Raw genomic sequence first — 24,074 nt, forward strand, 5'->3', positions numbered from 1 at the left:
CGCGCGGCGCAACACCGCTCCCCCGCCGCCCAGCTCCGATCGAGGCTCCGTCATGCCCGCACCTCTCCCCGTCCGCAACCGCGTCGCCGCCCTCCTGCGACGCGACACCACCGCAGGCGTCCTGCTCCTGGCAGCGACCCTTCTCGCGCTGATCCTGTCCAATTCCCCCGCATCCCCGCTCTACGCGGGCGTCCGGGACACGGTGTTCGGCCCGGCCGCCCTCCACCTGGACCTCACCCTCGGAACCTGGGCGGCGGACGGCCTGCTGGCGATCTTCTTCTTCGTCGTCGGTCTCGAGCTCAAGCAGGAGTTCGTCACGGGACGCCTGCGGGATCCCCGCGCCGCCGTGCTGCCGATCGTGGCCGCGGCCGGAGGGGTCGCACTGCCTGCGCTCCTCTACACCCTCGTGAACCTGCGCACCGGTGGTGGCGCCCTGACCGGCTGGGCGATCCCCGCGGCGACCGACATCGCCTTCGCGGTCGCGGTGCTCGCGGTCGTCGGCCACGGACTGCCCCCGGCGCTGCGCACGTTCCTGCTGACCCTCGCGGTCGTGGACGACCTGCTGGCGATCACCATCATCGCCGTGTTCTACACCGCGGGCATCGCATTCCTCCCCCTCCTGCTGGCGGTGCTGCCCATCGCGGGCTTCTCCGCGCTGGTCCGGCGCGGCGTGCGGGCCTGGTGGCTGCTGATCCCGCTGGCCGTCCTCGCCTGGGCCCTCGTGCACGCCTCCGGGATCCACGCGACGATCGCCGGGGTGGTGCTCGGCCTCGCAGTCCCGGCCGTCGCGACGGGACGCTCGGCCGTGCAGGGTCCGACCGGCACGGTGGCGGCGACCGAGCACCTGGCCCACCGCTGGGGTCCCCTGTCCGCGGCCGTCGCGGTGCCCGTGTTCGCGTTCTTCTCCGCCGGGGTCCACCTCGGCGGGCTCTCGGGGCTGGCCTCAGCGCTCACCGATCCGGTGGCGCTCGGTGTCCTCGTGGCGCTCGTCGTCGGCAAGCCGCTCGGGATCACCGGCGCCACGTTCCTCCTCACCCGACTGCCGGGGATCCGTCTGGACCCGTCGCTGCGGTGGGGTGACGTGCTCGGGATGAGCTGCGTGGCCGGGATCGGCTTCACCGTCTCCCTGCTCGTCGGGGAGCTCGCCTTCGGACCGGGAAGCCTCCACGACGATCATGCGAAGGTCGGGATCCTGCTCGGGTCCCTCCTCTCCGCGCTGCTCGGTGCCGTGCTCCTGCGACGTCGAGCCGCCGCGCCCGGCCGGGTGTCCCCGTAGACTGACCCGGCGCCGGCCCCCGGGTCGGGCGTGCCCTGGCAGGGGTGCGCACTCGCAGCCACCGACCGTACGGGCCCCGCGTCCGGAGGAGGAATCCCAGCCGTGACCCTGTTCGGACTGGTCCGCCATGGGCAGACCGATTACAACCTGCGCAACCTCTTCCAGGGGTCCTCGGACATCCCGCTGAACGAGACGGGTCGGGAGCAGGCCCACCACGCCCTGGACCACGCACCCGAGATCGCGTGGGACGTCGTCGTCTCCTCGCCGCTCGAGCGTGCCCGCCAGACCGCGGAGATCATCGCCACCGACCACCACCTCCCCCTCGGCGGCACCGATCCGCGCCTGTCCGAGATCGACTGGGGCGCGGCCGAGGGGCACGACGTCGCCGAGATGGAGGCCGCCTATCCCGGGCGCGCGTTCCCCGGACGCGAGGACCACCAGGCGGTCGCCGATCGCGGCTACGACGCCCTCGAGGACCTGGAACGGCGATACCCCGGCCAGAACGTGCTGGTCGTCGCACACGGCACGATCATCCGGTTCCTGGTCTCCGGGATCGCCGAGCGTCCCCTCGACTCGATCCCCAACGGGACGCTGTCGATCCTGACGCTGGACGGGGACACCTGGGGCGTCCGCATGATCGCGGGCGTCCCCGAGGCGCACGTCGTCCGCGTGGCCTCGCGCGACACCAACCCCCGCTTCGTCGTCGACCACGCGCACCTGCGCCCCGGCGCCGCCGTCGACCCCGCCCAGACCCCCGAGAACCGTGAGGACGAGACCGCATGAGCCGCACCGCCGTGGATTCCGAGGGAGCCTGGTTCGAGCCGGGCGAGATGGACGCCCTGCGCCGCAAGCTGCCGATCCCCTACGTCGACATCGTGCCCGTGCGCACCGACGTCGACGGCACGATCCAGCAGGTCGGCCTGCTGCTGCGCGCCTCCGGCGAGGGACGGATCGTCCGCGCGATCGTCTCGGGCCGGATCCTGGTCCACGAGACGATCCGCGAGGCGATCACCCGCCACGTCGAGAAGGACCTCGGGCCGATGGCCCTGCCCCGGATCCCCGTGTCGCCGGCTCCGTTCACCGTCGCCGAGTACTTCCCCACCCCGGGGCAGTCGCTGTTCACCGACGACCGCCAGCACGCCGTGTCGCTCGCGTACATCGTCCCGGTCGACGGGGAGTGCGCCCCGCAGGAGGACGCCCTCGAGCTGACCTGGTACGACGTCGCCGAGCTGCGGCAGTCGAGCGTGCTGGAGGAGATGGAGGGCGGCCACGACGTGATCGTGCGCCGTGCGCTCTCCTTCGCCGGGGCGCTCTGACCACGACGACTGCGTCCTGATCGCGAGGGACGCCGCCCCGATGACGGGGCGGCGTCCGCGTCAGGCCAGCGCCGCGGCGATCACCGGCGCGAGTGCCCGCAGGGCGATCCCCCGATGGGAGATGGCGTCCTTGGCCTCCGGCGAGAGCTCGGCGGAGGTGAGGGTCTGCCCCTCGGGCAGGAACAGCGGGTCGTAGCCGATCCCGTCGTCGCCGCGGGGCTCCCGCAGCAGCTGTCCGGGCATGCGGCCGAGCTTGACGGTCTCCTGGCCCGCGGCGTCGACCATGACAGCGGCGCACACGAATGCGGCCCCGCGATGCTCCTCGGCGATGTCCGAGAGCTGCGCGAGCAGCAGGGCGTTGTTCGCGGCGTCGTCCCCGTGGCGGCCCGACCAGCGCGCCGAGAAGATGCCCGGGCAGCCGTTGAGCACGTCCACGGTGAGACCGGAGTCGTCGGCCACGGCCACCAGCCCGGTGGCGCGGGCGGCGGCGCGGGCCTTGAGCAGGGCGTTGCCGTCGAAGGTGACGGCGTCCTCGACGACGTCGGGAAGGCCCAGGTCTCCGGCGGAGACGACGACGCGCTCGTCGAAGCCCGGGATCAGGGCGGCGAGGATCCGTCGCAGCTCACGGAGCTTGCCCGCGTTGTGGGTGGCCAGGACGACGCGGGGTGCGGGCCCGGCGCTCACAGGGATGCCTCGAGCGTGGTGCGCTGGATCTCCGCGAGGTCCCGGCAGCCGCCGAGCGCGAGGTCCAGCAGGGCATTGAGCTCATCGCGGTCGAACGGTGCCCCTTCGGCGGTGCCCTGCACCTCGACGAAGCTCCCGGAGCCGGTGACGACGACGTTCATGTCGGTGCCCGCGGCGACGTCCTCGCGGTACTCGAGGTCCAGCAGCGGCCGGCCGTCGACGACGCCCACGCTGATGGCGCTCACGGAGTCGGTCAGGACCTCCCGGGCGGCGGGCAGGTCGGTGTGGCGCTTGCCCCAGGAGATCGCGTCCGCGAGCGCGACGTAGGCGCCGGTGATGGCGGCCGTGCGGGTGCCGCCGTCGGCCTGCAGGACGTCGCAGTCCAGCTGGATGGTGTTCTCCCCCAGCGCATCGAGATCGATCACGGCCCGCAGGGAGCGGCCGATGAGCCGGGAGATCTCGTGGGTGCGCCCGCCGATCTTCCCCTTGACGCTCTCGCGGTCGCTGCGGGTGGAGGTCGCGCGCGGCAGCATCGCGTACTCGGCGGTGACCCAGCCGCTGCCCGAGCCCTTCTTCCAGCGCGGCACCCCGGGGGTGAACGAGGCGGCGCACAGCACGCGGGTGCGGCCGAACTCGATGAGGGCGCTGCCCTCGGCGTGGTCGAGCCAGCCGCGGGTGATGCGCACCGGGCGCAGCTCGTCGACGGTGCGACCGTCGATGCGGGGAGCGGACGTTGCCGGGGCGGAGGTTGCGGACGACGAGGTCATGGGTGCCTTTCGACGGGATGCGGGATGGCGGGACACGCGGTCCCGGGGTGCGACGGGGCGGCAGGCGACCGGGCGCCGGACGCGGGGGCGTTCAGGCGCCGGCCGTGGCCGCGGCAGGTCCCAGGGTGTCATGGCCGGCGGGCGAGACCTCCAGGACGTAGAAGGCGTGCACCACCTGGACGGGCATGTCGCACACGGCCCGGGCCTCGGCCAGCGGGATCTCCGTGTCGGTCCAGCAGGGGATGTGGGTCAGCGCCAGGTGGCGCACGCCCGCCCGCGCGGCCGTCTGCCCCGCCCGACGGCCGGTGAGGTGGATGCCGGTGAAGCGGTCGTCGCGGCCCTCGATGTACCCGGCCTCGCACAGGAACAGGTCCGCGCCCCGGGCGAGCTCGTCGAGCGCCGCGCACTCGTCGGAGTCGCCGGAGTACACGAGCACCTCCTCGCCGCACGTGATGCGGAATCCGTAGCTCTCGACGGGATGGCGCACGGCGCGCGACGCGATCGCGAGCGGCCCGATCCGGATCACGGTGCCGTCGGTGATGACGCGGTGGTCGAAGGGCACGCAGCTGACGCCGTCGGGCACGTCGTCGCTGCGGTCCATGATCGCGCGGATCCGGGGGGCCAGGGCCGCGGGGCCGTACACGGGCAGCTGCGGCAGGTCCCGGCGCTCGTTGTAGGCCCAGAAGACCTCGAGGCCGGTGATGTCGAGGTAGTGGTCCGGATGGAGGTGCGAGATGACCACGGCGTCGAGCTGCGCGGGGTCGATGACCCGTTGGAGGGGTCCGAAGGCGCCGCTGCCGAGGTCGAACAGGACCCGCCAGGTGCGGCCGTCCTCGTCCTCGTGCTCGAGCAGGTAGGAGGAGGCCGCGGACTCGGTGCCGGCGAAGCTGCCGTTGCAGCCGATGACGTGGATCCTCATCGGGCATCTTCTGGGATCGTGCCCGCGGCCGCCTCGGCGTCGGCGAGCATCTGGGGGGTCAGGGCCGGGAGGGTCGCCGTCATGGTGACCTCGGGGCCCAGGAAGCGCCGCGAGAGGCGCGCGAAGGTCGAGGTGCCCCCGGTGACGTCGGCGGTCTCGGAGAACACGTGCTGCGGGGGCGTCGGGTCCGTGCGCTGGAGGTCGCCCTCGCGCAGCAGGCGGTAGACGTCGAGGGCGGCCTCCTCGGAGGAGGAGACGAGGGAGACCTGCGGGCCCATCACGTACGCGATCGGACCGGCGAGCATCGGGTAGTGGGTGCAGCCCAGGACCAGGGTGTCCACCCCGGCGGCACGGACGGGCTCCAGGTCGTGCTCGGCGATGGCGACGACCTCGTCGCCGGTGACCTCGCCGCGCTCGACGAGCTCGACGAAGCGCGGGCAGGCCACGGTCGTCAGCGCGAGATCCGGGGCGGCCGCGAAGGCGTCCTCGTAGGCCCGCGAGGAGATGGTGGCCTGGGTGCCGATCACGCCGACCCGCCGGTTGCGGGTGGCGGCGACGGCCCGGCGCACCGCCGGCTGGATGACCTCGACCACGGGCACGTCGTAGCGTTCCCGGGCGTCGCGCAGGACGGCCGCGGACGCCGTGTTGCAGGCGATGACGAGCAGCTTGACGCCGCGCTCGACGAGCGTGTCCATGATGCCCAGCGCGAGGGCCCTGACCTCGGCGAGCGGGCGGGGACCGTAGGGCGTGTGGGCGGTGTCACCGATGTAGACGATCCGCTCGTTCGGCAGCTGGTCCAGGACGGCGCGCGCCACCGTCAGACCCCCCATGCCGGAGTCGAAGATGCCGATCGGAGCGTTGTTCATCGGGCCCAGGTTAGGCGTGCCGCACGGCGTCGAGAGGTCTTGCGGCGTCGTTCGGGACCGGGATCACAACACGTGGGAGATCTGCGCCGCAGGCGCGATTCGCCGGGTCATCCGGGGTGGTCGAGCCCCTCGATCTGCACCCGGACCAGGGAGTCCTGGAGCCAGGTGAGGAGGTCGTAGACCGCCAGCACGAGGTCCGGCCCGGCGACGGTGGCCCCCTCGGCCTCGCTCTGGGGGCGCATGCCGCCGTCCGCGGGGAGGTCCGCGTCGACCTCGATCTGCTGGAGCATGCGCAGGGTGTCGATGTCGTCGTCCCCGCGGACCGAGAGCCGGTCCGCGAGCACCAGGCGCATGTCCGTCAGAGCGGTCAGCCACGCCGCGGCAGCCTCGTCGTCGAGCACGATCTCGGCCTGCACCGGGCCCACGGCGTCGATGTCCCGATGGACCCGGGACAGCGCCACCAGGGCGTGGTCCACGAGGTTCCGCTGGCCCAGCCGGCGGAACTCCGCAGCCTGCGCCGCGTCGCTCGACGAGGCGGGGAACAGGCGCTGCACGGCACTGTCGGAGGGCTCGCGGTCCACGCCCGCGAGCTCGGCCTCGAGCCGGGTCAGCGGGTCCTCGGAGGCCGCGGCCTCACGGACCGCCGCGGGCTCGGAGGACAGCCCGAGGTCGGCGCGCACGAGGTCGCCGACCTCCTGGGCGACCTGCGCGATGATCGCCTTCTCCTGCGGGTCCAGGCGGCACATGACCAGCCCGTCGGCCCGTCGCACGAACTCGTACGCCATCAGGACTCCTGCTCGGGCGCCTCGGGCACCGGCTCGACGGTGGCCCGCAGGCCGTAGCCGTGCAGCGCGTGGACGTCGGACTCCATCTGCTCCCGGGTCCCGCGGGCCACGACCGCACGGCCTCGCTCGTGGACCAGGCGCATGAGCTGCTCGGCGCGCGGGCTCGCGTACCCGAAGTGCGCACGGAACACGTAGACGACATAGCTCATGAGGTTCACGGGATCGTTCCAGACCACCGCGACCCACGGTCCCTCGACCGCCACCTGCTCACGCGGATCGTGGTCGGTGGCGGTGCCGCCGCGCGCGGGACGGCCACCCGGCTGCTGCGGGGGGTTCTCCGTCATCTGGGCCTCCTCGTGCGTGCGGTCGTGGTGCGGGCCGCAACCCGACGATTCTATGGACGCGTGCTGGGGGCGCGGTCACCGTCTCCCGACGAACCAGCCGCGGAGGGTGTCGATCCGGGACTGGATCTGCTCGGCGCTGGCCTGCGGGACCGCGGGACCGCCGCAGCGTCCGCGCAGCGCCGAGTGGACCTGGCCGTGGGGTGTGCCGGACTTCCTGGACCAGGCGCCCACGAGCGAGGACAGCTCCTTGCGCAGGTCCATCAGGCGCCGGTGGTCCATGACGGGGATCTCGCGGTCCGCCGCGTCCGACCCGCCGTGGCGTGCACGGCGCGCCTGCTGGTTGGCCTGGTGGGACTTCAGGAGCGTCGTGACCTGCTCGGTGTCCAGCAGCCCGGGGATCCCGAGGAACTCCTGCTCGTCCTCGCTGCCGACGGTGCCGCCCGCGCCGTACTCGCCGCCGTCGAAGAGCACCCGGTCGAAAGAGGCCTCGGAATCCAGCGCCTCGAAGCTCAGCGCGAGCTGGTCCTCCGAGGCCCGTTCGGAACGGTTGGCCTCCTCGAGGAGGGACTCGTCGAGCCCGGTGAGCTCGTCGCCGGTGTCCGGGCGCAGGTCCAGCACGTGGTCGCGCTCGGCCTCCATCGCTCCCGCGTGGGCCAGCAGCACCGGCACCGAGGGCAGGAACACGCTCGCGGTCTCGCCGCGGGTGCGCGAGCGGACGAACCGCCCGACGGCCTGCGCGAAGAACATGGGGGTCGCGGTCGAGGTCGCGTACACGCCCACGGCCAGGCGGGGCACGTCCACGCCCTCGGAGACCATGCGCACCGCGACCATCCAGCGGTCGTCGGAGGCCGCGAAGGCCTCGATGCGGCGCCCGGAGCCGGCGTCGTCGGAGAGCACCACGGTGGTGGCTCGCCCCGTGATCTGCTCGAGGGTCGCGGCGTAGGCACGGGCGGTCGTGCGGTCGGTCGCGATGACCAGCCCGCCCGCGTCGGGGACGTTCCGGCGCACCTCGGACAGGCGCCGATCGGCGGCCGAGAGGACCGCCTGGATCCACTCGCCCCGGGGGGCCAGGGCGGTGCGCCAGGCCTGCTGGGTGATGTCCTTGGTCTCCCCCGCGCCGAGCTGGGCCGAGACCTCGTCACCGGCCTTGGTGCGCCAGTGCATGCGCCCCGAGTACGTCATGAACAGGACCGGACGCACGACGTGGTCGCGCAGCGCCTCGCGGTAGCCGTAGGAGTAGTCGGGCCGGGAGCGGAGGAAGCCCTCGCCGTCCTCCTCGTAGGTGACGAAGGGGATCTGGGAGGAGTCGCTGCGGAACGGCGTGCCCGTCAGCGCGAGGCGACGCGTCGCGAGGTCGAAGGCCTCCCGGACACCGTCTCCCCAGGTCAGCGCGTCACCGGCATGGTGGATCTCGTCGAGGATCACGAGGGTGCTGGCGGCTTCGGTGCGTGCGCGGTGCAGGCCGGGGTTCGCGCCCACCTGGGCGTAGGTCAGGGCCACACCCTGGTACTGGGCGCCGTGGGTGCCCTGGGCGTTGGTGAAGTTGGGGTCCAGGGCGATCCCGACCCGGGCGGCGGAGTCCGCCCACTGCGCCTTGAGGTGCTCGGTGGGTGCCACGACGGTGATCCGACGGACGGTGCCGTCGGCGAGCAGCCCCGCGGCGACCTGCAGGGCGAAGGTCGTCTTGCCCGCACCGGGGGTCGCGACCGCGAGGTAGTCGCGCGGGGAGCGCTCGCGGTACTGCTGGAGCGCCTCGGACTGCCAGGCGCGCAGCTTGGTGGCGGTGCCCCAGGCGGCACGCTCGGGGTAGGCGGGAGGGAGCGACTGGGCGGCGGCCCGGGAGGGCCGCTGCGGGTCGCCGGCGGGGAGAGGATTCGGTGCGTTCACAGCGCGGACCAGGCTACCGCCGGGCTCCGACGATCGGGGGTCGGGCGCGAGGCGGACGGTGTGAGAAACACGCGGTCCGCGTCGCCACCCGGACTGTCGATGGACCCGGCGGGATCGCCGGGCTCAGCGACGGCCGCCGAACAGCCCGCGGAATCCCCCGCGACCTCCCCGGCCGGAGCCGCCCGAGCCACCATCGCCGTCGCCGTCCTGCGGCTCGCGCAGCCCCTCGTAGATCTCCTTGCACTCGGGGCAGACCGGGTACTTGCCCGGATCGCGACCGGGCACCCACACCTTGCCGCACAGGGCGATCACGGGCGTGCCGTCGAGGGTGGCCTGCGTGATCTTGTCGCGCCGGACGTAGTGGGCGAACCGGTCGTGGTCCCCCGGGTCGGCGGTCTCCTCGCGCTCCTTGGTCTCCCGGTCCAGCACGGCGGTGCTCCCGGGCTGTGCGCCGGGCTCCTCGCGGTAGGGATCCAGACGGTCGGGATCGGACGTCGAGCTCATGGGTCCTCCTCGCGGCACGGATGTCGGGGTCGAGCGTAGTACGCCTCGCTGATCGCGCTCGGGTCGGCGGCCCCGGTGCGCGGACGGGATCGGTCCCGTCGCGGCGACCTGCGCACCTCGGCGCTCGATGACGGAAGATGGGAGCCGCGCACCATCGCCCGCATCGCCGCATGCACAGCGCCCATGATCACCACCCCACGCACGACATCTCCCCAGGAGGCACGATGGCGATCACCGCCGAGGACCTCGAGTCCTTCGTCGACGAGGTCCTGCTCGGCGCCGCCGAGGGACGGGCAGAGGGCGCCGGTGCCGTCGCGGTCGCCGTCGCGCACCCGGATCACGGCACCCTCCGGGCCATCGGCGGGCGTACCGCCTTCCTCGCCGCCGACGGGACTCCCCTGCCCGAGGGGGACCCCGCGAGCCTGCCCGTCACCGCCGACTCGCTGTTCGACCTGGCCTCGGTGACCAAGGTGACCACGACGCTGGTGGCGGCGACCTTCGTGGACGCCGGGACGCTCGACCTCGACGCGCCCGTCCGGGCCCTGCTGGGCGAGGACGCGGTGCCCGACCCCCGGATCACCGCGCGCCACCTGCTCACGCACACCTCGGGGCTGCCGGCGACCCTGCCCCTGTGGCGCCTCGACGGCGATCGCGAGACGCGGCTCGATGCGATCGGTCGCGCGGCGCTCGACGCCGAGCCCGGTGCTCGCCACGCGTACTCGTGCCTCGGGTTCCTCGTGCTGGGCAGGCTCCTCGAACGGATGGGCGGCGCAGCCCTGCCCGAGCTCGCCCGCACCCGCGTCCTCGAGCCGGCCGGAGCACGCACCGCGACGTGGTGGCCCGATCCCGCCGCGCGGGCCGCCGCGGTGGCCACCGAGCACATGACCGATCCCGCGCGCGGCCTCGTGCGCGGCGAGGTGCACGACGAGACGGCATGGAGCATCGGCGGGGCGGGGAACGCCGGCCTCTTCGCCTCGATCGGGGACGCGCTCGCGATCGCCCGCGTTCTCGCGGGGACCGCGCCCGGTCCCGCGCTGTCCGCGGGCACCCGTGCGCTGCTCCTGACCGACCAGCTGGGCGATGTCCCCTCGACCGGGCAGCCCTGGCGCCAGGGCCTCGGCCTGCGGATCGGCCAGCGACTGCCCGACAGACGCGTCCTGACCCACGTCGCCGGCCATCCCGGCTTCACCGGCACCGCCATCTGGGCCGACCCGCGGACGGGGGTGAGCGCGGCGCTCCTGAGCAACCGCGTGCACCCGCGCCGCGACGTGTTCGGGATCGCGGGGATCCGGGAGAGGTTCGCCGAGCTCGCCCTCGACGCCTGAGGACACAGGGGGTGCCGCCCGTCCGCACCGCGTGCGCGGTCACCCCGCGCGGGTGGACTTCCGCTCGGGGTCCGGTGCCGCCGCGAGCAGTCGCCGCGTGTACGCGTCCTGCGGATCGGTGATGACCTGCTCGGAGGGCCCTCGCTCGACCACCCTGCCCTCGTGCATGACGAGGACCTCGCTCGAGTAGCGCCGCGCGCTGCCCAGGTCGTGGGTGATGTAGAGGACCGCGAGGTCCTCCTCGCGCCGCAGGTCGTCGATGAGGTCGAGCATCGCCTTGCGGATCGTGACGTCGAGCATCGACACCGGCTCGTCGGCCAGCAGCACCGCGGGGGACGCCGCGAGCGCCCGGGCGAACGAGACCCGTTGGCGCTCGCCCCCGGAGAGCTCGTGCGGGTAGCGGTCGAGGTACCGGTCCGTCGGTGTGAGCCCCACCCGCTCCAGGAGCGCCGCACAGCGGTGACGCACCTCACCACCGTCCGCGGGCCCCTGATGGATCCGGACCGCCCGGGACAGGATGTACTCGACCCGCCGCAGGGGGTTCAGCGAGGCGAACGGGTCCTGGAGGGTGAGCTGCACGGCGCCGGTGTACTCCCGCAGACCGCGACCGCTCGCGGCGGGCACCTCCTGCCCGCCCAGCAGGATCGTCCCGCTGGTCAGCGGCATCAGCCGCGCCAGCATCCGTCCCAGCGTCGACTTGCCCGAGCCGCTCTGCCCCACCAGCGCGGTCACCTCCCCGCGCCTCAGACCCAGCGAGACGTCGTCGACGGCCCGCAGGGTGGGACGGCGCCGCAGGATCCCGCTGCGGGCACCGGCGGAGAACTCCTTGACCAGGTGGCGGCCCTCGAGGACGAACGGCCCGGCCTCCGTGCTCGCGACGGCGTCCGAGGGTGTGGTCGTGGCGGTCATGAGAGGCTCCCGAGAGCTGCCAGGGAGTCCAGCAGACTCCGGGTGTACGGATGGTGCGGATCGCGGTACACGGCCTCGGCGGGGCCGTACTCGACCAGCCGCCCGCCACGCATCACGGCGATCGAGTCCGAGATCTCCAGCAGCAGCGCGAGGTCGTGCGTCGTGAAGACGATCGCGAAGCCGTACTCGTCGCGCAGGCGCACGATCTGGTCGAGCACCTCCCGTTGGACCAGCAGGTCCAGCGCCGTGGTCGGCTCGTCCATGAAGATGACGTCGGGTTCGAGCACGAGCGCGATCGCGATCGCGACGCGCTGCTTCATCCCGCCGGACAGCTCGTGGGGATAGGCGCCGATCCGCGCGGGATCGATCCCCACCCGCCGCAGGTGCTCGCGGGCCAGCTCCGTCCTCCGCGCGGCCGGGAGGTCGGGGCGGTGCACGCGGATCACGTCGTCGAACTGCGCGTGGATCGTGGTGACCGGGTTCAGGGCGTTCATCGCGCTCTGGAAGACCACGGCGATCTCCGTCCAGCGCACAGCGCGCAGACCCCGCTCGTCCAGGTGCAGGAGATCCGTGCGGCCCCCGTCCGCGTCGCGGTAGGTGACGCTGCCGCGGGGCACGACCGCGGGCGGTCGGAGCAGGCGGGTGATCGCGTTGGTCAGGGTCGACTTCCCGCTGCCGGACTCCCCCGCCAGCCCCAGGATCTCGCCCCGGTGCAGCGTGAGGGTCACGTCGTCGACCGCGTGCACGGTGCCGTGCTCGGTCGGGTAGTCGACCCCGAGGTCCTCGACCTCGATGATCGGACTGCCCGGGACGTCGACGGCCCGGATCTGCGCGGGCGCCTCGTCGAGGGCCGTGTCGGATGCGGGCTCCGCGGCCGTGTCGATCCCGGGGGCGGTGATCGCCGCGGAGGTGATCTCGGCACCGCCTGCGGCGGCATCGGCGACGGTTGCGTCGGCACCGGCGGCGAGCGCTCCGCGTCGGGCGGTGCGGCGTGCCGACCCCGTGCGCAGACGCGGGTTCGCGTACTCGTCGATCCCGAAGTTGATGAGGGCCAGGCCCGCACCGATCACGGCGATCGCCAGGCCCGGCGGCACGTACCACCACCACGCCCCCGACAGCAGCGCCTGACCGCTCTGGGCGAAGTACAGCATCGATCCCCACGAGACCGTGGTCAGGGATCCGAGACCCAGGAAGGCCAGCCCCGCCTCGGCGAGGATGCCGCCGATCACCGAGAACAGGAAGCCCGAGGCCACGAGCGGCAGCATGTTGGGCAGGATCTCGGCGAACATGATGCGGGTCGTGGACTCCCCGCTCGCACGGGCCGCCTCGACGAACTCGCGCCCGCGCAGGGACATCGTCTGCGCCCGGATCACGCGGGCCGATCCCGCCCAGGAGGTGATCGCGATGACGACGGCGATCGCCAGGAGGCCGCGGCTGGGCAGGTACCCGGTCAGGACGATGAGCAGCGGCATGCCGGGGATGACGAGGAACACGGCGGTGAGGATGTACAGCAGGTCATCGGCCACTCCCCGCAGGTAGCCGCCGATCAGCCCGACGATCACGGAGACCACCTGGGAGACGACACCCGCGACGAGGCCCACCAGGAGCGAGACGCCCGCGCCGTGCACGAACTGGGAGTACACGTCCTGACCGGTCTGGGTGGTGCCCATCCAGTGCTTCGCGGACGGCCCCTGGAGCAGGTCGAAGGAGGTGGCCTGCGGGGCGTAGCGTGCGGTGACGGGCCCGACCACGGCGATCAGGACGAACAGGACCACGATGACGAGGCCCGCACGGACCTTGCCGCTGCGTGGGAGGAGGTTGCGGATGCTCATGGGTCAGGCCCCCTGCCTGGTGCGCGGATCGAGGAACACGTAGGCGATGTCCGCGAGGAGGTTCGCGGCGATCACGGTGAGCGAGATGATGAGGAACAGGCCCTGCATGAGGGCGAAGTCCTGGGTCTGGACCGCCGTGAACAGGGTGTAGCCCACCCCCGGGTAGTTGAAGATGACCTCGGTGAGCATGGAGCCGCCCACGACGGCCCCGAGCGACAGCGCGAAGCCGGTGATCGAGGGCAGGATCGCGTTGCGGGCCGCGTATCCGAAGAGCACCTGGCGGTGCGGGAGGCCCTTGGCCTCGGCCATGGACACGTAGTCCTCGCCGAGCACGGTCACCGTCATGTTGCGCATCGACAGCACCCAGCCGGCGAAGGACCCGAGCACGATCGTGATCGCGGGCAGCAGCGCGTGGTAGATCACCGAGCCGACGAACTCGAGGTTCCAGCCCGGGAAGAGGATCCGTTCGTAGCCGCCCGCGTTGGGGAAGATCCCCAGGGTCACCGACAGCACGAGCACGAGGATCAGGGCCATCCAGAAGTACGGGATGGCGTTGAGGAAGGTGAGCGCCGGCAGCACGTGGTCCGACCAGGTCCCGCGTCGCCAGGCGAGGACGACCCCGAGGAAGGTCCCCAGCAGGAAGCTGACGATCGTGGCGACGCCCACCAGCCCGAGCGTCCACGGCAGGGCGCGGGCGATGATGTCGGTGACCGGGACGGGGTACTGGCTGATGGACAGCCCCAGGTCCAGACGCAGCAGCCCGGCGAGGTAGTGCCCGTACTGGACGATCAGCGGGTCGTCGGAGATGCCGTACGCCTCGGCGATCGCGGCCTTGGCCTCGGGGTCGATCGCCCCCTGGGAGCTCTCCAGCAGAAGGCTCACGGGATCCCCGGGCATGAGGCGCGGGATGAGGAAGTTCAGGGTCAGGGCGGCCCACGCGATGAAGGCGTACAGGCCGAGCTTGCGGGCGAGGTATCTCATGAGGCGCCTCCGGGCGGCTGCGTGCGGGTCAGCTCGCGCAGCACGAGGATCCTGTCGATGGGGCTGTACGGGGCGCCGAGGGCGTACGGGTTCTCGTCGTCGGGGAAGCCGGTCCACAGCGCGGTGTTGTAGTTGAACCAGTTGGGCGCGGTCACCAGCGGCAGGGCCGGCAGCTTCTCGACGACGACGGTCTCCAGGCCGTCGATGCACCGCTGCTGGGCGACCGGGTCGTCCGTGGCCGTGAAGTCGGCCAGCAGCTCGTCCGTCTCGGGGTCGTACCAGCGCTGGAAGTTCGCGAGCACGGTGCCGTCCTCGGAGCGGTGCTCGGAGGAGAGCATCGACCGGTACAGGAACCAGGGGCTCGCGCCGGCCGAGACGATCGAGAGCGTCACGTCGAAGGTGCCGCCGTTGCGCTTCTCGATCCAGCTCTCCATGGCCACGCCCTGGGGCGAGAACCTCACGCCGATCCGGGTGAGCTGCTCGTCGAGCACCTGGGTCACGCTCACCCAGTCGACGAAGCCCGAGGGGATCTGGAGCGGGAACTCCAGGCGTGTGCCGTCGGGTCCGGCACGCACGCCGTCCTTTCCGCGCGGGTACCCGGCGGCATCCAGCACCCGTTCGGCCTCGTCCGGGTCCGGCTCGAACTCGAGGCCCTGGTACTGCTTCGAGATGTACTGCTCGAAGGTGGGGCGCGGGAGTCCCGTGGGATGCGGGGGCCCCACGTATCCGAGCATCGCGATGTCCGCGATCTGGCGGCGGTCGATCGCCAGGCTGATGCCCCGTCGCAGCTCGAGGTCCTGCCAGAACGGCTTGTCGAGGTTGAAGGTCAGGTTCACGACCCCGAGGCCCGGGTAGTAGTACCCGCGATGCTCGGGGTCGCGCTGGACGAAGATCTTGTCGACGTTGGCGACGAACCCGCCGGACCAGTCGATCTCCCCGGCCTGCAGCGCGGTGTTGAACGTCGCCGTCGAGTACGAGGGGAAGTAGAGCTCGGGGACCTCGAACTCCTCGACCGCCCAGTGCTTGTCGTTGCGGACGAAGGTGTAGAGCTGGTCGGAGAAGCGCCCCAGCGCGTAGGGGCCCGAGCCGACGGGGTCGACGATCACGTCCTTCTCGACGTCGAGGGTCTCGAAGATGTGCTGGGGCACGACGTAGGAGTTGCCCAGGGTCGGGGCGAAGGCGAACGAGGGGCCCTCGAAGGTGACGCGCACGGTGCGCTCGTCGACCTGGACGGCATCGGCGACCGGCAGGGCGGAGCCGTTGGTGGCGGGCTTGTCCCGGAGCATGAGGAGCGAGTACACGACGTCCGCCGCGGTGAGCGGGTGGTCGTCGGTGAAGACGATGCCGTCGCGCACGAGGATGTCCGCGCTCGCGCCGTCCTCGGCGAAGGTGATGGACTCCGCGACCCACGGCACCGGGTTCTCGGGGTCCATCGCGGTGTAGACCATGAGCGGCTCGAAGATGAGGCCGGTCGCGCCCTGCAGCGCCGAGGGCGCGAAGGGGTTGAAGTTGGGCTGGTAGATCGTGGCGTCGTTGGCGTGGATCCGCAGGGGCGGGATGGCGTCGGGATCGGTCTCGGCGCCGCACGCCGTGAGCGTGCTCGCCGCGGCGGCGAGCGAGCCCGCCCCGAGCAGCACGCTGCGGCGTCCGGGCCGCAGGGCGGGTCCGGGACCTTCGGGAGTGGTGGTCATGATGCGCTCCTCTGCATGCCGGGGTCTGCGGGTTCGGTGCGCTCGATGGCAGGAGGCGACGGCGAGGCGGCGAGGATCTCCTCGAGCGACCCGTGATCGTCGATGCCCTCGCGGAGGGCGGAGGATCCCCACAGGAGGTCGATGAACGGCACACGGCCGGGATGCGGGGCGCGCCAGAGCGCGCCCGTGGGGGTGAGGTCGCGCATCACCGAGAGCACGGCGTGGGCGAGGCGCAGGGGGTCGAAGCGCGCCTGCGGGTCCGCGACGAGGCGGACGGGGTCCTCGGCGAGGTGCAGCTGGGCGCCGACCACGCGCTGTCCTGCGTGGTCGCCGGAGGTCGGCACGTAGACCGCCTCGCGGACGATCACGCCGTCGGGCGACAGCTCGCGCAGACGGTGGGCGAACTCCGGCCCCGCCCAGGGGGCGCCCAGCAGCTCGAAGGGCAGCGTCGTGCCCCTCCCCTCGTTCCAGGTGGTGCCCTCGACCAGGCCCGTGCCCGGGTACAGGGCGACGGTCGAGCGGGTGGGCATGTTCGGCGAGGTGGGGACCCAGGGCGCCGCGCCGTCGGCGATCGGGGCGGGGACGACGGTCAGGTCGAGGTCCCCGTCCAGGTCGTGTCGGGCGAGATGGCGGGCGAGGTCACCGAGCCGCGCCCCGTGCCGCAGCGGCACGTCGTGACGTCCGACGAAGCTCGCGGCCTCGGCGGCGACTCCCGGCCCCAGGGCGGTCGCGGGCAGCGGTGCGGGGCGGTCGAGCACGATCACGGGAAGCCCGAGCCGCGCGCACGAGGCCATCGCGTCGGACATCGACCACAGGTAGGTGTAGAAGCGGCAGCCGATGTCCTGGAGGTCCACCAGCAGGGAGCCCGCGCCGCTGCCGGCGATGAGGCGGTCGAGGTCGGTGCCGCTGATCCCGTACGAGGAGCGCACCGGGACCCCGGTGGCGAGGTCGACGGTCTCGGTGCCGCCGGCGCCGGCCTGGCCCGTGCCCCAGTACCCGTGCTCGGGGGCCAGGAGCGCGTGCGGCCGGTGGCCTGCCTCCACGAGGGCGTCGATCCCCCGTCGCAGGTCCGCGGTCACGGCGGCCTCGTGCGTGAGCAGGAGAGGGCGGGGGGCGTCGAGGAGGACCTGTCCGTCGAGGATCGTGTCGAGTCCCGACACATGGTGTGATGGAGGCGACATCCAACGACACTATCGGGACTCCCGGCCGATCACCAGCCGATGCCCGATTCCTCCCCGATGTACCGGGGGAGGCTGTGACCATGCCTGTTCCTCGGTGCGACGAGGCCGAGCGACGGTCGGCGCGGGGTGGTGCGCTCCCGGCGCACGAGCTCCGGATCGCCCATCCGGCCCGGTGCGCACCGCACGCCGGGCCGGATCGGGTCGCGGATCAGTCCCGCGGGAGGGTGATCTCGTCCCCGTACACGGCGTGGATCGCGCCGGTGATCGCGTCGACCGTCCCGGCGTCCTCGCGGGCCCGCTGCTCGACCGCGGCGGCCACGGCCTTGGTGACCTTCTCGTTGAACACCGAGGGGACGATGTAGGTCGGGTTCAGCTCCTCGTCGCTGACCACGGCCGCCAGCGCCTCCGCGGCGGCCAGCAGCATCCGGTCGTTGACGTCGGTCGCGTGGGCGTCCAGCAGTCCGCGGAACACGCCCGGGAAAGCCAGCACGTTGTTGATCTGGTTGGCGAAGTCGCTGCGGCCGGTCGCGACGACCTCGGCGTGGCGCGCGGCCTCGGCGGGGTCGATCTCCGGGGTGGGGTTGGCCATCGCGAAGACCACCGAGCGGTCGGCCATCGTGGCGACGTCCTCGCCCCCCAGGATGTTCCCTGCCGAGACGCCGATGAACACGTCGGCGTCCTGGATCGCGTCGCGCAGGGTGCCGGTGATACCACGCGGGTTGGTGACCTCGGCGATCCACGGCAGGCGACCCGTCAGGCCCGGACGGTCCTCGTGGACGATCCCGTCGATGTCGGTGACCACGACGTCCCGGGCGCCCGCAGCGCGCAGCAGGCGCAGGATCGCGGTGCCCGCGGCGCCCGCCCCCGACAGCACGATCCGCACCTCGCCGATCTTCTTGTCCACGACCCGCAGGGCGTTGCGCAGCGCGGCGACGACGACGATCGCGGTGCCGTGCTGGTCGTCGTGGAACACGGGGATGTCCAGCTCCTTGCGGAGGCGGTCCTCGATCTCGAAGCAGCGCGGCGCCGAGATGTCCTCGAGGTTGATGCCCGCGAAGACGGGGGCGATCGCCTTGACGTGGGAGACGATGTCGTCGACCGAGTGGGCGTCCAGGCAGATCGGGAACGCATCGATGTTCGCGAAGCGCTTGAACAGCGCCGCCTTGCCCTCCATGACCGGCATCGCGGCCAGCGGGCCCAGGTCGCCGAGGCCCAGGATGGCCGAGCCGTCGGAGACGACGGCCACCGTGTTGCGCTTGATCGTCAGGCGCCGCGCGTCCTCGGGGTGCTCGGCGATCGCCTTGACCACCCGGGCCACGCCCGGGGTGTAGACCATCGAGAGGTCGTCGCGGTGGCGGATCGGCACCTTGGACTCGACGGTGAGCTTGCCGCCCAGGTGCGCGAGGAACGTGCGGTCCGAGACCTTGCCCAGCTCGACGTCGGGCAGCGCGCTGAGCGCGTCGACGATCTCGCGGGCGTGCTCGTTGCCCGCGGTCATCACGGTGACATCGGCGCGCATGCGCTGGGGACCGGAGGCGGAGACGTCGAGGGCGGTCACGGAGCCGCCGTGCTCCTCGATGCATCCGGTGATCTCGCTGACCGCGGCCGAGTGCGCGGCGAACTCGAGGCGGACGGTGATGGAGTAGCTGACGGAGGGAGCGGGAGTCATGGCTCACATGGTAGCCAGCGCGTCACCCGCCGACCGGCCATCCGACCCGGGGGGGCGGGAGCGCGCCCGCTCCGGGGTCGCGGTGCGCGCCGTGCGACCCCGGAGCGCGGCGGGCTCAGCCGTGGAACGGCGCGACGTCCCCGTGCGCCATGAGCAGGGCGGTGGCCTCCTCGGCGTGCGCCTGGTAGCGATCGGGGTAGGCCGAGCGCTGGACCTTCTGGGCGGCATCCCCGACGGAGAGGTCCAGGTACCCGGGGGCGTAGTCCTGCAGGCCCGGGTTCGGGGTGTGGTCGGACACGCCGTAGTACGCACGAGCGGCGAGGAGCTTGTCCCGGACCTGCTCGGAGGTGCCCCAGCCCACGCTGGTCTGCTGCTGGAAGAGCCCGCCGGAGGTGCCGTCGGTGATCTCGTACCGGTTGTAGAGCCAGGACTCCACGATCGCGGCGGCGAGGGCGGACACGATCCCGTGATCGGCGATCCGGTGCGCGCGTCCGACGGCGATGATCAGACGGGCGTTGGCCACCTGGGTCTCGGTCGGTGCGGCAGGGTCCCATCCCCGGAGATCCTCACGGGCGGTGCGGAAGGCGGGTGAGAAGTCGTCGGCGGCGGAGGCGGGAGCTGCGATCCCGATCCCGACCAGGCCGACGGCCGATGCCGCGAGGAGGTGGCGCCGGGTCAGGCGGGGGCGGTCGGTGTGCGGATGGGCGATGGTCATCGTGCGTCCTTCCGATCGGCGCCGCGGCACGTGGGCGCTCGGCGCTCTGTCTCGTGCGCACCTGCTGCCCCACGGGGCATCCGAGGGCTCGTCCGCTTCCCCACGGGAGCTCGGCGTCGGTACGGCCCGCCCGTCCTGAAGGCAGGGCCCGAGTCCCCGGACCGGCTCGACACAGGGTCCCTGTGCGGCGGCCCGGCGGCGCTCGGCACCCCCACGACGGTACCGACGTGCGCGCAGGCCTCAACCTGTGCCCGCATCCTTTGCCCAGGCTTTAGGTCCGCACCGGGAGGAACACGGAGGAAACGGGACGACCCTCCGGCTCAGAGCGCGGCGATGGCCTTGCGGATCCGCTGCGCAGAGACGCTCTGCCGCGTCCCCAGGCCCTGGGCGAACAGGCTCACCCGCAGCTCCTCGAGCATCCAGTCGATCTCCCGCACCGCCGGCTCGGTGCGGCGCGAGGCGGGCATGGCGTCGCGGGTGCGGTGCCACAGCTGGGTGAGGTCGGTGACCTCCCAGGCCGAGCGGGCGTCCCGCGCCGGATCGTCGGGGAGCCGCTGCAGGCGCACCTCGTCGGCCTTGAGGTAGCGCTCGAGGTCCCCGAGGTGGTCGACGCCCGTGCGGGAGATGAAGCCCGCGCTCACGAGGGCGTCCGCATGATCGCGGATGGCCGTCAGACGATCCAGGATCGACAGGGACGACACCCGCGACAGCGACCGTTCGAGCCGTGCCCGCACGGCGAGCGCGGCGGCAGCGTCCCGCACCGCGGCGGCGGCGGCGTCCCGATGCCCGGCGCGCACGCGGTCCAGGACCGCGGTGTACGCCTCCGGAGTGCGCACCGAGGCGAGATCGGGGCCGGCCAGGTGGGCGGTCGCGGCTCGCGAGGCATCGGCCAGCAGCGCCGCGGTGCTGGGATACGTCGAGGAGGCGATCGCGAGCTTCGTGGGTCCCGGCAGGGCGTTCAGCACATCGGCGAGGCGCGCACCGATCTCGCGGTCGGCGAGCGCGAGGACGCCGTCGGCGTGCGCGGCGCGGGCCTCGCGCTCGCTCGGGAGCACCTGCAGGTCGACGCGCTCGAGGACCCCCGCCGGATCGCGTCGCGCCACGAGCGCCGGGTAGCCGGTGACGGTGAGCCCGTGCGCCGAGGAGTCGTGGCGAGTGGGCACGCCCTCGGCGGGGAAGGCGCGGACGTCGCGTCGCGCGAGGTCGTCGGCCTGGTCGGAGACGGTCGTCTCGACCCGTTTGCGCAGGCGCTGCTGGAGCGCCGCGAGGTCGTCGCCGCGCCCGATCTCGCGGCCGTCCCCGTCGATCACCCGCAGGTGCATGCGCAGGTGTGCCGGGAGGGATCCCGGTGAGAACTCGGCGCCGTACAGCGGGAGGTCGTCGGGGACGTCGGGCAGGCCCACGAGCTCGTCGGCGACGGCCTCGACGAACGCCTCCTCGGTGTCGGTGTCCTCGTCGTGGAGGATCGCGGCGACGGCCTTGGCGCGCTCGGGCGCCGGGACGAGGTGCCGGCGCACCGGCTTGGGCAGAGAGCGGATCAGCTCGGTCACGAGCTCGGCGCGCAGGCCCGGCACGAGCCAGTCGAAGCCGCGTGGGCTCACCCGGTTCAGGACCGCGAGCGGGATGGTCACCGTCACGCCGTCGGCGGGCCGCGGGTCCTGCGCCCGGCTCCCCGAGCCCTGGCCCCGTGATGCACCGGCGGCCCTGCCCTGCCCCGGACCCCGACCATGCCCCTGGCCCTGGCCGGACACGACTCCCCCTCCGGCCCCGCCACCGGCGGACGGCTGCGCCGTGCCGCTGCCACTGCCGCTGCCGGGCGCGAAGGCATAGGTCAGCGGCAGCACGAGGTCCCCCTGGACCCACACGTCGGGGAACTCCCGGGCGAGCTGCTCCTCGTCGGCGCCCTCGGGGTCTGCCAGGAGGTCCTTCTCGGTGAGGGTGAGGAGATCGGGCGTCTCGTGGCGCTGGGTCTTCCACCAGGTATCGAAGTGGCGGCCCGAGACGACGCTCGTTGGGATCCGCTCGTCGTAGAAGCCGAACAGCGCGTCATCGCTGACCAGCAGGTCGCGCCGACGAGTCTTGGCCTCGAGCTCCTCGAGCTCGGCGATCAGCGCCCGGTTGTCGCGGAAGAAGTGGTGGCGGGTGCGCCAGTCCCCCTCGACGAGCGCCTTCTGCAGGAAGATCTCGCGGGAGTCCTCGGGATCGATCCGGCCGTAGCCCACGACGCGGTCGGCGACGATCGGCACGCCGTACAGCGTGACCTTCTCGTGGGCCATCGCGGAGGCCTGCTTGGAGGACCAGTGCGGCGCCGAGTAGCTCCGCTTGAGCACGTGCGCGCCGATCTCCTCGATCCACGCCGGGTCCAGGCGTGCCGCCGTGCGACCCCAGAGCCGGGAGGTCTCCACGAGCTCGGCGGCCATGACGTAGTCGGGCCGCTTCTTGGCCAGCGCCGAACCGGGCCACAGCGTGAAGCGGGCACCTCGTGCGCCGGCGTACTCGCGGGAGCGGTCGTCGTGCAGCCCCACATGGCTGAGCAGTCCTGCCAGCAGCGCCTGATGGATGGCAGCCGGGGAGGCGGGGTTCTGGCTCGCGCGCAGCCCTGCGTCCTTGGCCATGTCCCGCAGCTGGGCGTGCAGGTCCCACCATTCGCGGATCCGCAGGTAGTGCAGGTACTCCCCGCGCACCTCCCGCCGGAACGCCGAGGAGGAGAGCTCGTCGCGACGATCCTTCAGGTGGGTCCACAGGTTCCACAGGGTGAGGAAGTCGCTCGTCTCGTCCTCGAAGCGCCTGTGCTTCTCCTTGGCCTGCTGCTCGGCGCCGAGCGGCCGCTCGCGGGGGTCCTGGATCGACAGGGCGGCGACGATCACGAGCACCTCGCGCAGCGCGCCGAGGCGATCGGCCTCGATGAGCATGCGGGCCATCCGCGGGTCCAGCGGGAAGCGGGCCAGGGTGCGGCCGATGTCGGTGAGCACCCTCCCGCCCGGCGCGGAGGCCTCGGCGCGGATGGCGCCGAGCTCCTCGAGCAGGCGCACGCCGTCGGTGATCGCCCGGGTGGCCGGGGCCTCGAGGAAGGGGAAGGACTCGACGTCCCCGAGCCCGAGGGCCGTCATCTGCAGGACGACGGAGGCCAGGGAGGTGCGCAGGATCTCCGGCTCGGTGAACTCGGGGCGACTCGCGAAGTCCTCCTCGGAGTAGAGGCGGACCGCGATGCCGGGGTGGGTACGGCCGGAGCGCCCGGAGCGCTGGTTCGCGCTGGCCCGCGAGATCGCTTCGATGGGCAGGCGCTGGACGCGGGTGCGCTGGGAGTACCGGGAGATCCGCGCGAGTCCCGCGTCGATGACGTAGGTGATGCCGGGGACGGTCAGCGAGGTCTCGGCGACGTTCGTGGACAGGATGATCCGGCGGGCGGAGCCCTGGGGCGGCGGGGAGAAGATCCGCTGCTGGTCGGCGGCCGAGAGCCGTCCGAACAGCGGCAGCACCTCGGTGTCGCGCGCCGCGCGGCCGCCGCGGTGCAGGTGCGCGGTCAGCGCGTCGCCGATCTCGCGGATCTCCCGCTCCCCGGGCAGGAACACGAGCATGTCCCCGGGGCCCTCCCCGGAGAGCTCGTCGACGGCGTCGGTGACGGCCTGGGTGAGGTCGCGCTCGACCGAGTGGATGTCCTCGAGCTCGTCGTCCTCGTCGACCTCGGGCTCGAGCACGAGCGGTCGATAGCGGATCTCGACCGGATACGTGCGTCCGGAGACCTCGATGATCGGGGCGGGACGCTCGGTGCCGTCAGGGAGGCGGGTCGCGAAGTGCTCGGCGAAGCGCTCGGGGTCGATGGTCGCCGAGGTGATGACGACCTTGAGGTCGGGGCGCTGCGGAAGGATCTCCTTGAGGTACCCGAGGATCACGTCGATGTTCAACGAGCGCTCGTGGGCCTCGTCGATGATGATCGCGTCGTAGCGCCGCAGCAGGCGGTCGTGCCCGATCTCCGCCAGCAGGATGCCGTCGGTCATGAGCTTGAGCCGGGTGCCGCGGGAGGTCTCCTTGGTGAACCGCACCTGGTAGCCCACCCGGCCCTCGCCGAGCCGCTCCCCCAGCTCGCTCGCGATCCGCTGAGCCACCGACCTCGCTGCGATCCGTCTCGGCTGGGTGTGGCCGATCAGGTGGCCAGGTCCGCCGTACCCCAGCTCCAGCAGCATCTTGGGCAGCTGGGTGGTCTTGCCCGAGCCGGTCTCGCCGGCGACGATCACGACCTGGTTCTCGCGGACCGCCTCCTCGATCTCCTCGCGCGCGGCGGAGACCGGCAGGTCCGCCGGGAAGGTGATCGGGGTCGAGGGCGCGGGGTCGGTCTCGGGGCGCTCGCTCATGACGGACCATGCTAGGCGGTCCTTCCCTGTCGCGACGATCCGATTCCCGGCCCGCGGTCCGCGCCGAGGCC

20 protein-coding genes are annotated in these 24,074 nt (G+C 72.7%); 4 read left to right on the forward strand and 16 right to left on the reverse strand.

Annotated elements, in window-relative coordinates:
- Nucleotides 1-52 precede the first annotated feature (52 nt).
- The 3 genes from nhaA (at nucleotide 53) to ACT3TZ_RS04130 (ending at nucleotide 2,592) form a co-directional block, all read left to right on the forward strand.
- On the forward strand, nucleotides 53-1,276 hold the full coding sequence (gene nhaA / locus ACT3TZ_RS04120; RefSeq protein ID WP_444582121.1) for a Na+/H+ antiporter NhaA: 1,224 nt from the start codon (nucleotides 53-55) through the stop codon (nucleotides 1,274-1,276).
- Between the two features lie 102 nt (nucleotides 1,277-1,378).
- Nucleotides 1,379-2,059, forward strand: a complete 681-nt coding sequence (locus tag ACT3TZ_RS04125) for a histidine phosphatase family protein (RefSeq protein ID WP_444582122.1) — start codon at nucleotides 1,379-1,381, stop codon at nucleotides 2,057-2,059.
- Nucleotides 2,056-2,592 carry an NUDIX hydrolase family protein gene (locus ACT3TZ_RS04130; RefSeq protein WP_444582123.1) on the forward strand — a complete coding sequence of 179 codons (537 nt, stop codon included), beginning with the start codon at nucleotides 2,056-2,058 and terminating at the stop codon, nucleotides 2,590-2,592. Before ACT3TZ_RS04125 ends, ACT3TZ_RS04130 begins: the two co-directional genes overlap by 4 nt.
- Before the next feature lie 60 nt (nucleotides 2,593-2,652).
- On the opposite strand, the gene rdgB is transcribed toward ACT3TZ_RS04130, so the two are convergent.
- From rdgB to ACT3TZ_RS04170, 8 genes are all read right to left on the reverse strand, one after another.
- The gene (gene rdgB / locus ACT3TZ_RS04135; protein WP_444582124.1) at nucleotides 2,653-3,276 is read right to left on the reverse strand and encodes an RdgB/HAM1 family non-canonical purine NTP pyrophosphatase; all 624 of its coding nucleotides are present in this window, start codon (nucleotides 3,274-3,276) and stop codon (nucleotides 2,653-2,655) included.
- Nucleotides 3,273-4,043: a ribonuclease PH gene (rph, locus tag ACT3TZ_RS04140; protein WP_444582125.1), complete on the reverse strand. Its 771-nt coding sequence runs from the start codon at nucleotides 4,041-4,043 to the stop codon at nucleotides 3,273-3,275. The genes rdgB and rph overlap by 4 nt, the downstream gene beginning before the upstream one ends.
- A 91-nt stretch (nucleotides 4,044-4,134) precedes the next feature.
- Nucleotides 4,135-4,962, reverse strand: a complete 828-nt coding sequence (locus tag ACT3TZ_RS04145) for an MBL fold metallo-hydrolase (protein WP_444582126.1) — start codon at nucleotides 4,960-4,962, stop codon at nucleotides 4,135-4,137.
- Nucleotides 4,959-5,828 (reverse strand): glutamate racemase, encoded by an 870-nt coding sequence (gene murI, locus ACT3TZ_RS04150; RefSeq protein WP_444582127.1) that lies wholly within the window; start codon nucleotides 5,826-5,828, stop codon nucleotides 4,959-4,961. Before murI ends, ACT3TZ_RS04145 begins: the two co-directional genes overlap by 4 nt.
- Before the next feature lie 107 nt (nucleotides 5,829-5,935).
- Nucleotides 5,936-6,613 (reverse strand): DUF2017 family protein, encoded by a 678-nt coding sequence (locus ACT3TZ_RS04155; RefSeq protein ID WP_444582128.1) that lies wholly within the window; start codon nucleotides 6,611-6,613, stop codon nucleotides 5,936-5,938.
- Entirely contained in the window at nucleotides 6,613-6,957 is a 345-nt protein-coding gene (gene clpS, locus ACT3TZ_RS04160) for an ATP-dependent Clp protease adapter ClpS (RefSeq protein WP_444582129.1), read from the reverse strand. Before clpS ends, ACT3TZ_RS04155 begins: the two co-directional genes overlap by 1 nt.
- 75 nt (nucleotides 6,958-7,032) lie before the next feature.
- Entirely contained in the window at nucleotides 7,033-8,844 is a 1,812-nt protein-coding gene (locus ACT3TZ_RS04165) for a DEAD/DEAH box helicase (protein WP_444582130.1), read from the reverse strand.
- Nucleotides 8,845-8,967: 123 nt separating this feature from the next.
- A complete protein-coding gene (locus tag ACT3TZ_RS04170) occupies nucleotides 8,968-9,348 on the reverse strand; it encodes a DUF3039 domain-containing protein (RefSeq protein WP_444582131.1) in 381 nt (126 codons plus the stop codon).
- A gap of 224 nt (nucleotides 9,349-9,572) precedes the next feature.
- Here ACT3TZ_RS04170 and ACT3TZ_RS04175 point away from each other — a divergent pair, with 224 nt between their 5' ends.
- On the forward strand, nucleotides 9,573-10,673 hold the full coding sequence (locus ACT3TZ_RS04175) for a serine hydrolase domain-containing protein (RefSeq protein WP_444582132.1): 1,101 nt from the start codon (nucleotides 9,573-9,575) through the stop codon (nucleotides 10,671-10,673).
- Nucleotides 10,674-10,712: 39 nt separating this feature from the next.
- Here ACT3TZ_RS04175 and ACT3TZ_RS04180 read toward each other — a convergent pair whose 3' ends face one another.
- The 8 genes from ACT3TZ_RS04180 to hrpA all read right to left on the reverse strand — a co-directional run bounded on the left by ACT3TZ_RS04180 (nucleotide 10,713) and on the right by hrpA (nucleotide 24,003).
- A complete protein-coding gene (locus ACT3TZ_RS04180; protein WP_444582133.1) occupies nucleotides 10,713-11,582 on the reverse strand; it encodes an ABC transporter ATP-binding protein in 870 nt (289 codons plus the stop codon).
- Nucleotides 11,579-13,414, reverse strand: a complete 1,836-nt coding sequence (locus ACT3TZ_RS04185) for a dipeptide/oligopeptide/nickel ABC transporter permease/ATP-binding protein (protein WP_444582134.1) — start codon at nucleotides 13,412-13,414, stop codon at nucleotides 11,579-11,581. Before ACT3TZ_RS04185 ends, ACT3TZ_RS04180 begins: the two co-directional genes overlap by 4 nt.
- A gap of 3 nt (nucleotides 13,415-13,417) precedes the next feature.
- Nucleotides 13,418-14,395: an ABC transporter permease gene (locus tag ACT3TZ_RS04190; protein ID WP_444582135.1), complete on the reverse strand. Its 978-nt coding sequence runs from the start codon at nucleotides 14,393-14,395 to the stop codon at nucleotides 13,418-13,420.
- Nucleotides 14,392-16,086 carry an ABC transporter substrate-binding protein gene (locus tag ACT3TZ_RS04195; RefSeq protein ID WP_444582136.1) on the reverse strand — a complete coding sequence of 565 codons (1,695 nt, stop codon included), beginning with the start codon at nucleotides 16,084-16,086 and terminating at the stop codon, nucleotides 14,392-14,394. Before ACT3TZ_RS04195 ends, ACT3TZ_RS04190 begins: the two co-directional genes overlap by 4 nt.
- On the reverse strand, nucleotides 16,083-17,267 hold the full coding sequence (locus ACT3TZ_RS04200) for an exo-beta-N-acetylmuramidase NamZ family protein (RefSeq protein WP_444582137.1): 1,185 nt from the start codon (nucleotides 17,265-17,267) through the stop codon (nucleotides 16,083-16,085). Before ACT3TZ_RS04200 ends, ACT3TZ_RS04195 begins: the two co-directional genes overlap by 4 nt.
- 208 nt (nucleotides 17,268-17,475) lie before the next feature.
- Nucleotides 17,476-18,936, reverse strand: coding sequence for an NAD-dependent malic enzyme (locus ACT3TZ_RS04205; RefSeq protein ID WP_444582138.1), 1,461 nt, complete (start codon nucleotides 18,934-18,936; stop codon nucleotides 17,476-17,478).
- A gap of 115 nt (nucleotides 18,937-19,051) precedes the next feature.
- Nucleotides 19,052-19,651, reverse strand: a complete 600-nt coding sequence (locus tag ACT3TZ_RS04210; protein WP_444582139.1) for a hypothetical protein — start codon at nucleotides 19,649-19,651, stop codon at nucleotides 19,052-19,054.
- A 320-nt stretch (nucleotides 19,652-19,971) separates the two neighbouring features.
- Nucleotides 19,972-24,003: an ATP-dependent RNA helicase HrpA gene (gene hrpA, locus ACT3TZ_RS04215; RefSeq protein WP_444582140.1), complete on the reverse strand. Its 4,032-nt coding sequence runs from the start codon at nucleotides 24,001-24,003 to the stop codon at nucleotides 19,972-19,974.
- Nucleotides 24,004-24,074 lie beyond the last annotated feature (71 nt).

Source organism: Brachybacterium sp. AOP25-B2-12 (assembly GCF_052378625.1).
In the GTDB taxonomy this organism is placed as follows: Bacteria; Actinomycetota; Actinomycetes; order Actinomycetales; family Dermabacteraceae; genus Brachybacterium.

Coding starts and splice junctions, on each gene's coding strand:
- nhaA (WP_444582121.1), top strand. CDS start 53: ATGCCCGCACCTCTCCCCGTCCGCAACCGCGTCGCCGCCCTCCTGCGA.
- ACT3TZ_RS04130 (WP_444582123.1), top strand. CDS start 2,056: ATGAGCCGCACCGCCGTGGATTCCGAGGGAGCCTGGTTCGAGCCGGGC.
- rph (WP_444582125.1), bottom strand. CDS start 4,043: ATGACCTCGTCGTCCGCAACCTCCGCCCCGGCAACGTCCGCTCCCCGC.
- ACT3TZ_RS04145 (WP_444582126.1), bottom strand. CDS start 4,962: ATGAGGATCCACGTCATCGGCTGCAACGGCAGCTTCGCCGGCACCGAG.
- murI (WP_444582127.1), bottom strand. CDS start 5,828: ATGAACAACGCTCCGATCGGCATCTTCGACTCCGGCATGGGGGGTCTG.
- ACT3TZ_RS04155 (WP_444582128.1), bottom strand. CDS start 6,613: ATGGCGTACGAGTTCGTGCGACGGGCCGACGGGCTGGTCATGTGCCGC.
- clpS (WP_444582129.1), bottom strand. CDS start 6,957: ATGACGGAGAACCCCCCGCAGCAGCCGGGTGGCCGTCCCGCGCGCGGC.
- ACT3TZ_RS04170 (WP_444582131.1), bottom strand. CDS start 9,348: ATGAGCTCGACGTCCGATCCCGACCGTCTGGATCCCTACCGCGAGGAG.
- ACT3TZ_RS04175 (WP_444582132.1), top strand. CDS start 9,573: ATGGCGATCACCGCCGAGGACCTCGAGTCCTTCGTCGACGAGGTCCTG.
- ACT3TZ_RS04180 (WP_444582133.1), bottom strand. CDS start 11,582: ATGACCGCCACGACCACACCCTCGGACGCCGTCGCGAGCACGGAGGCC.
- ACT3TZ_RS04185 (WP_444582134.1), bottom strand. CDS start 13,414: ATGAGCATCCGCAACCTCCTCCCACGCAGCGGCAAGGTCCGTGCGGGC.
- ACT3TZ_RS04190 (WP_444582135.1), bottom strand. CDS start 14,395: ATGAGATACCTCGCCCGCAAGCTCGGCCTGTACGCCTTCATCGCGTGG.
- ACT3TZ_RS04195 (WP_444582136.1), bottom strand. CDS start 16,086: ATGACCACCACTCCCGAAGGTCCCGGACCCGCCCTGCGGCCCGGACGC.
- ACT3TZ_RS04200 (WP_444582137.1), bottom strand. CDS start 17,267: ATGTCGCCTCCATCACACCATGTGTCGGGACTCGACACGATCCTCGAC.
- ACT3TZ_RS04205 (WP_444582138.1), bottom strand. CDS start 18,936: ATGACTCCCGCTCCCTCCGTCAGCTACTCCATCACCGTCCGCCTCGAG.
- ACT3TZ_RS04210 (WP_444582139.1), bottom strand. CDS start 19,651: ATGACCATCGCCCATCCGCACACCGACCGCCCCCGCCTGACCCGGCGC.
- hrpA (WP_444582140.1), bottom strand. CDS start 24,003: ATGAGCGAGCGCCCCGAGACCGACCCCGCGCCCTCGACCCCGATCACC.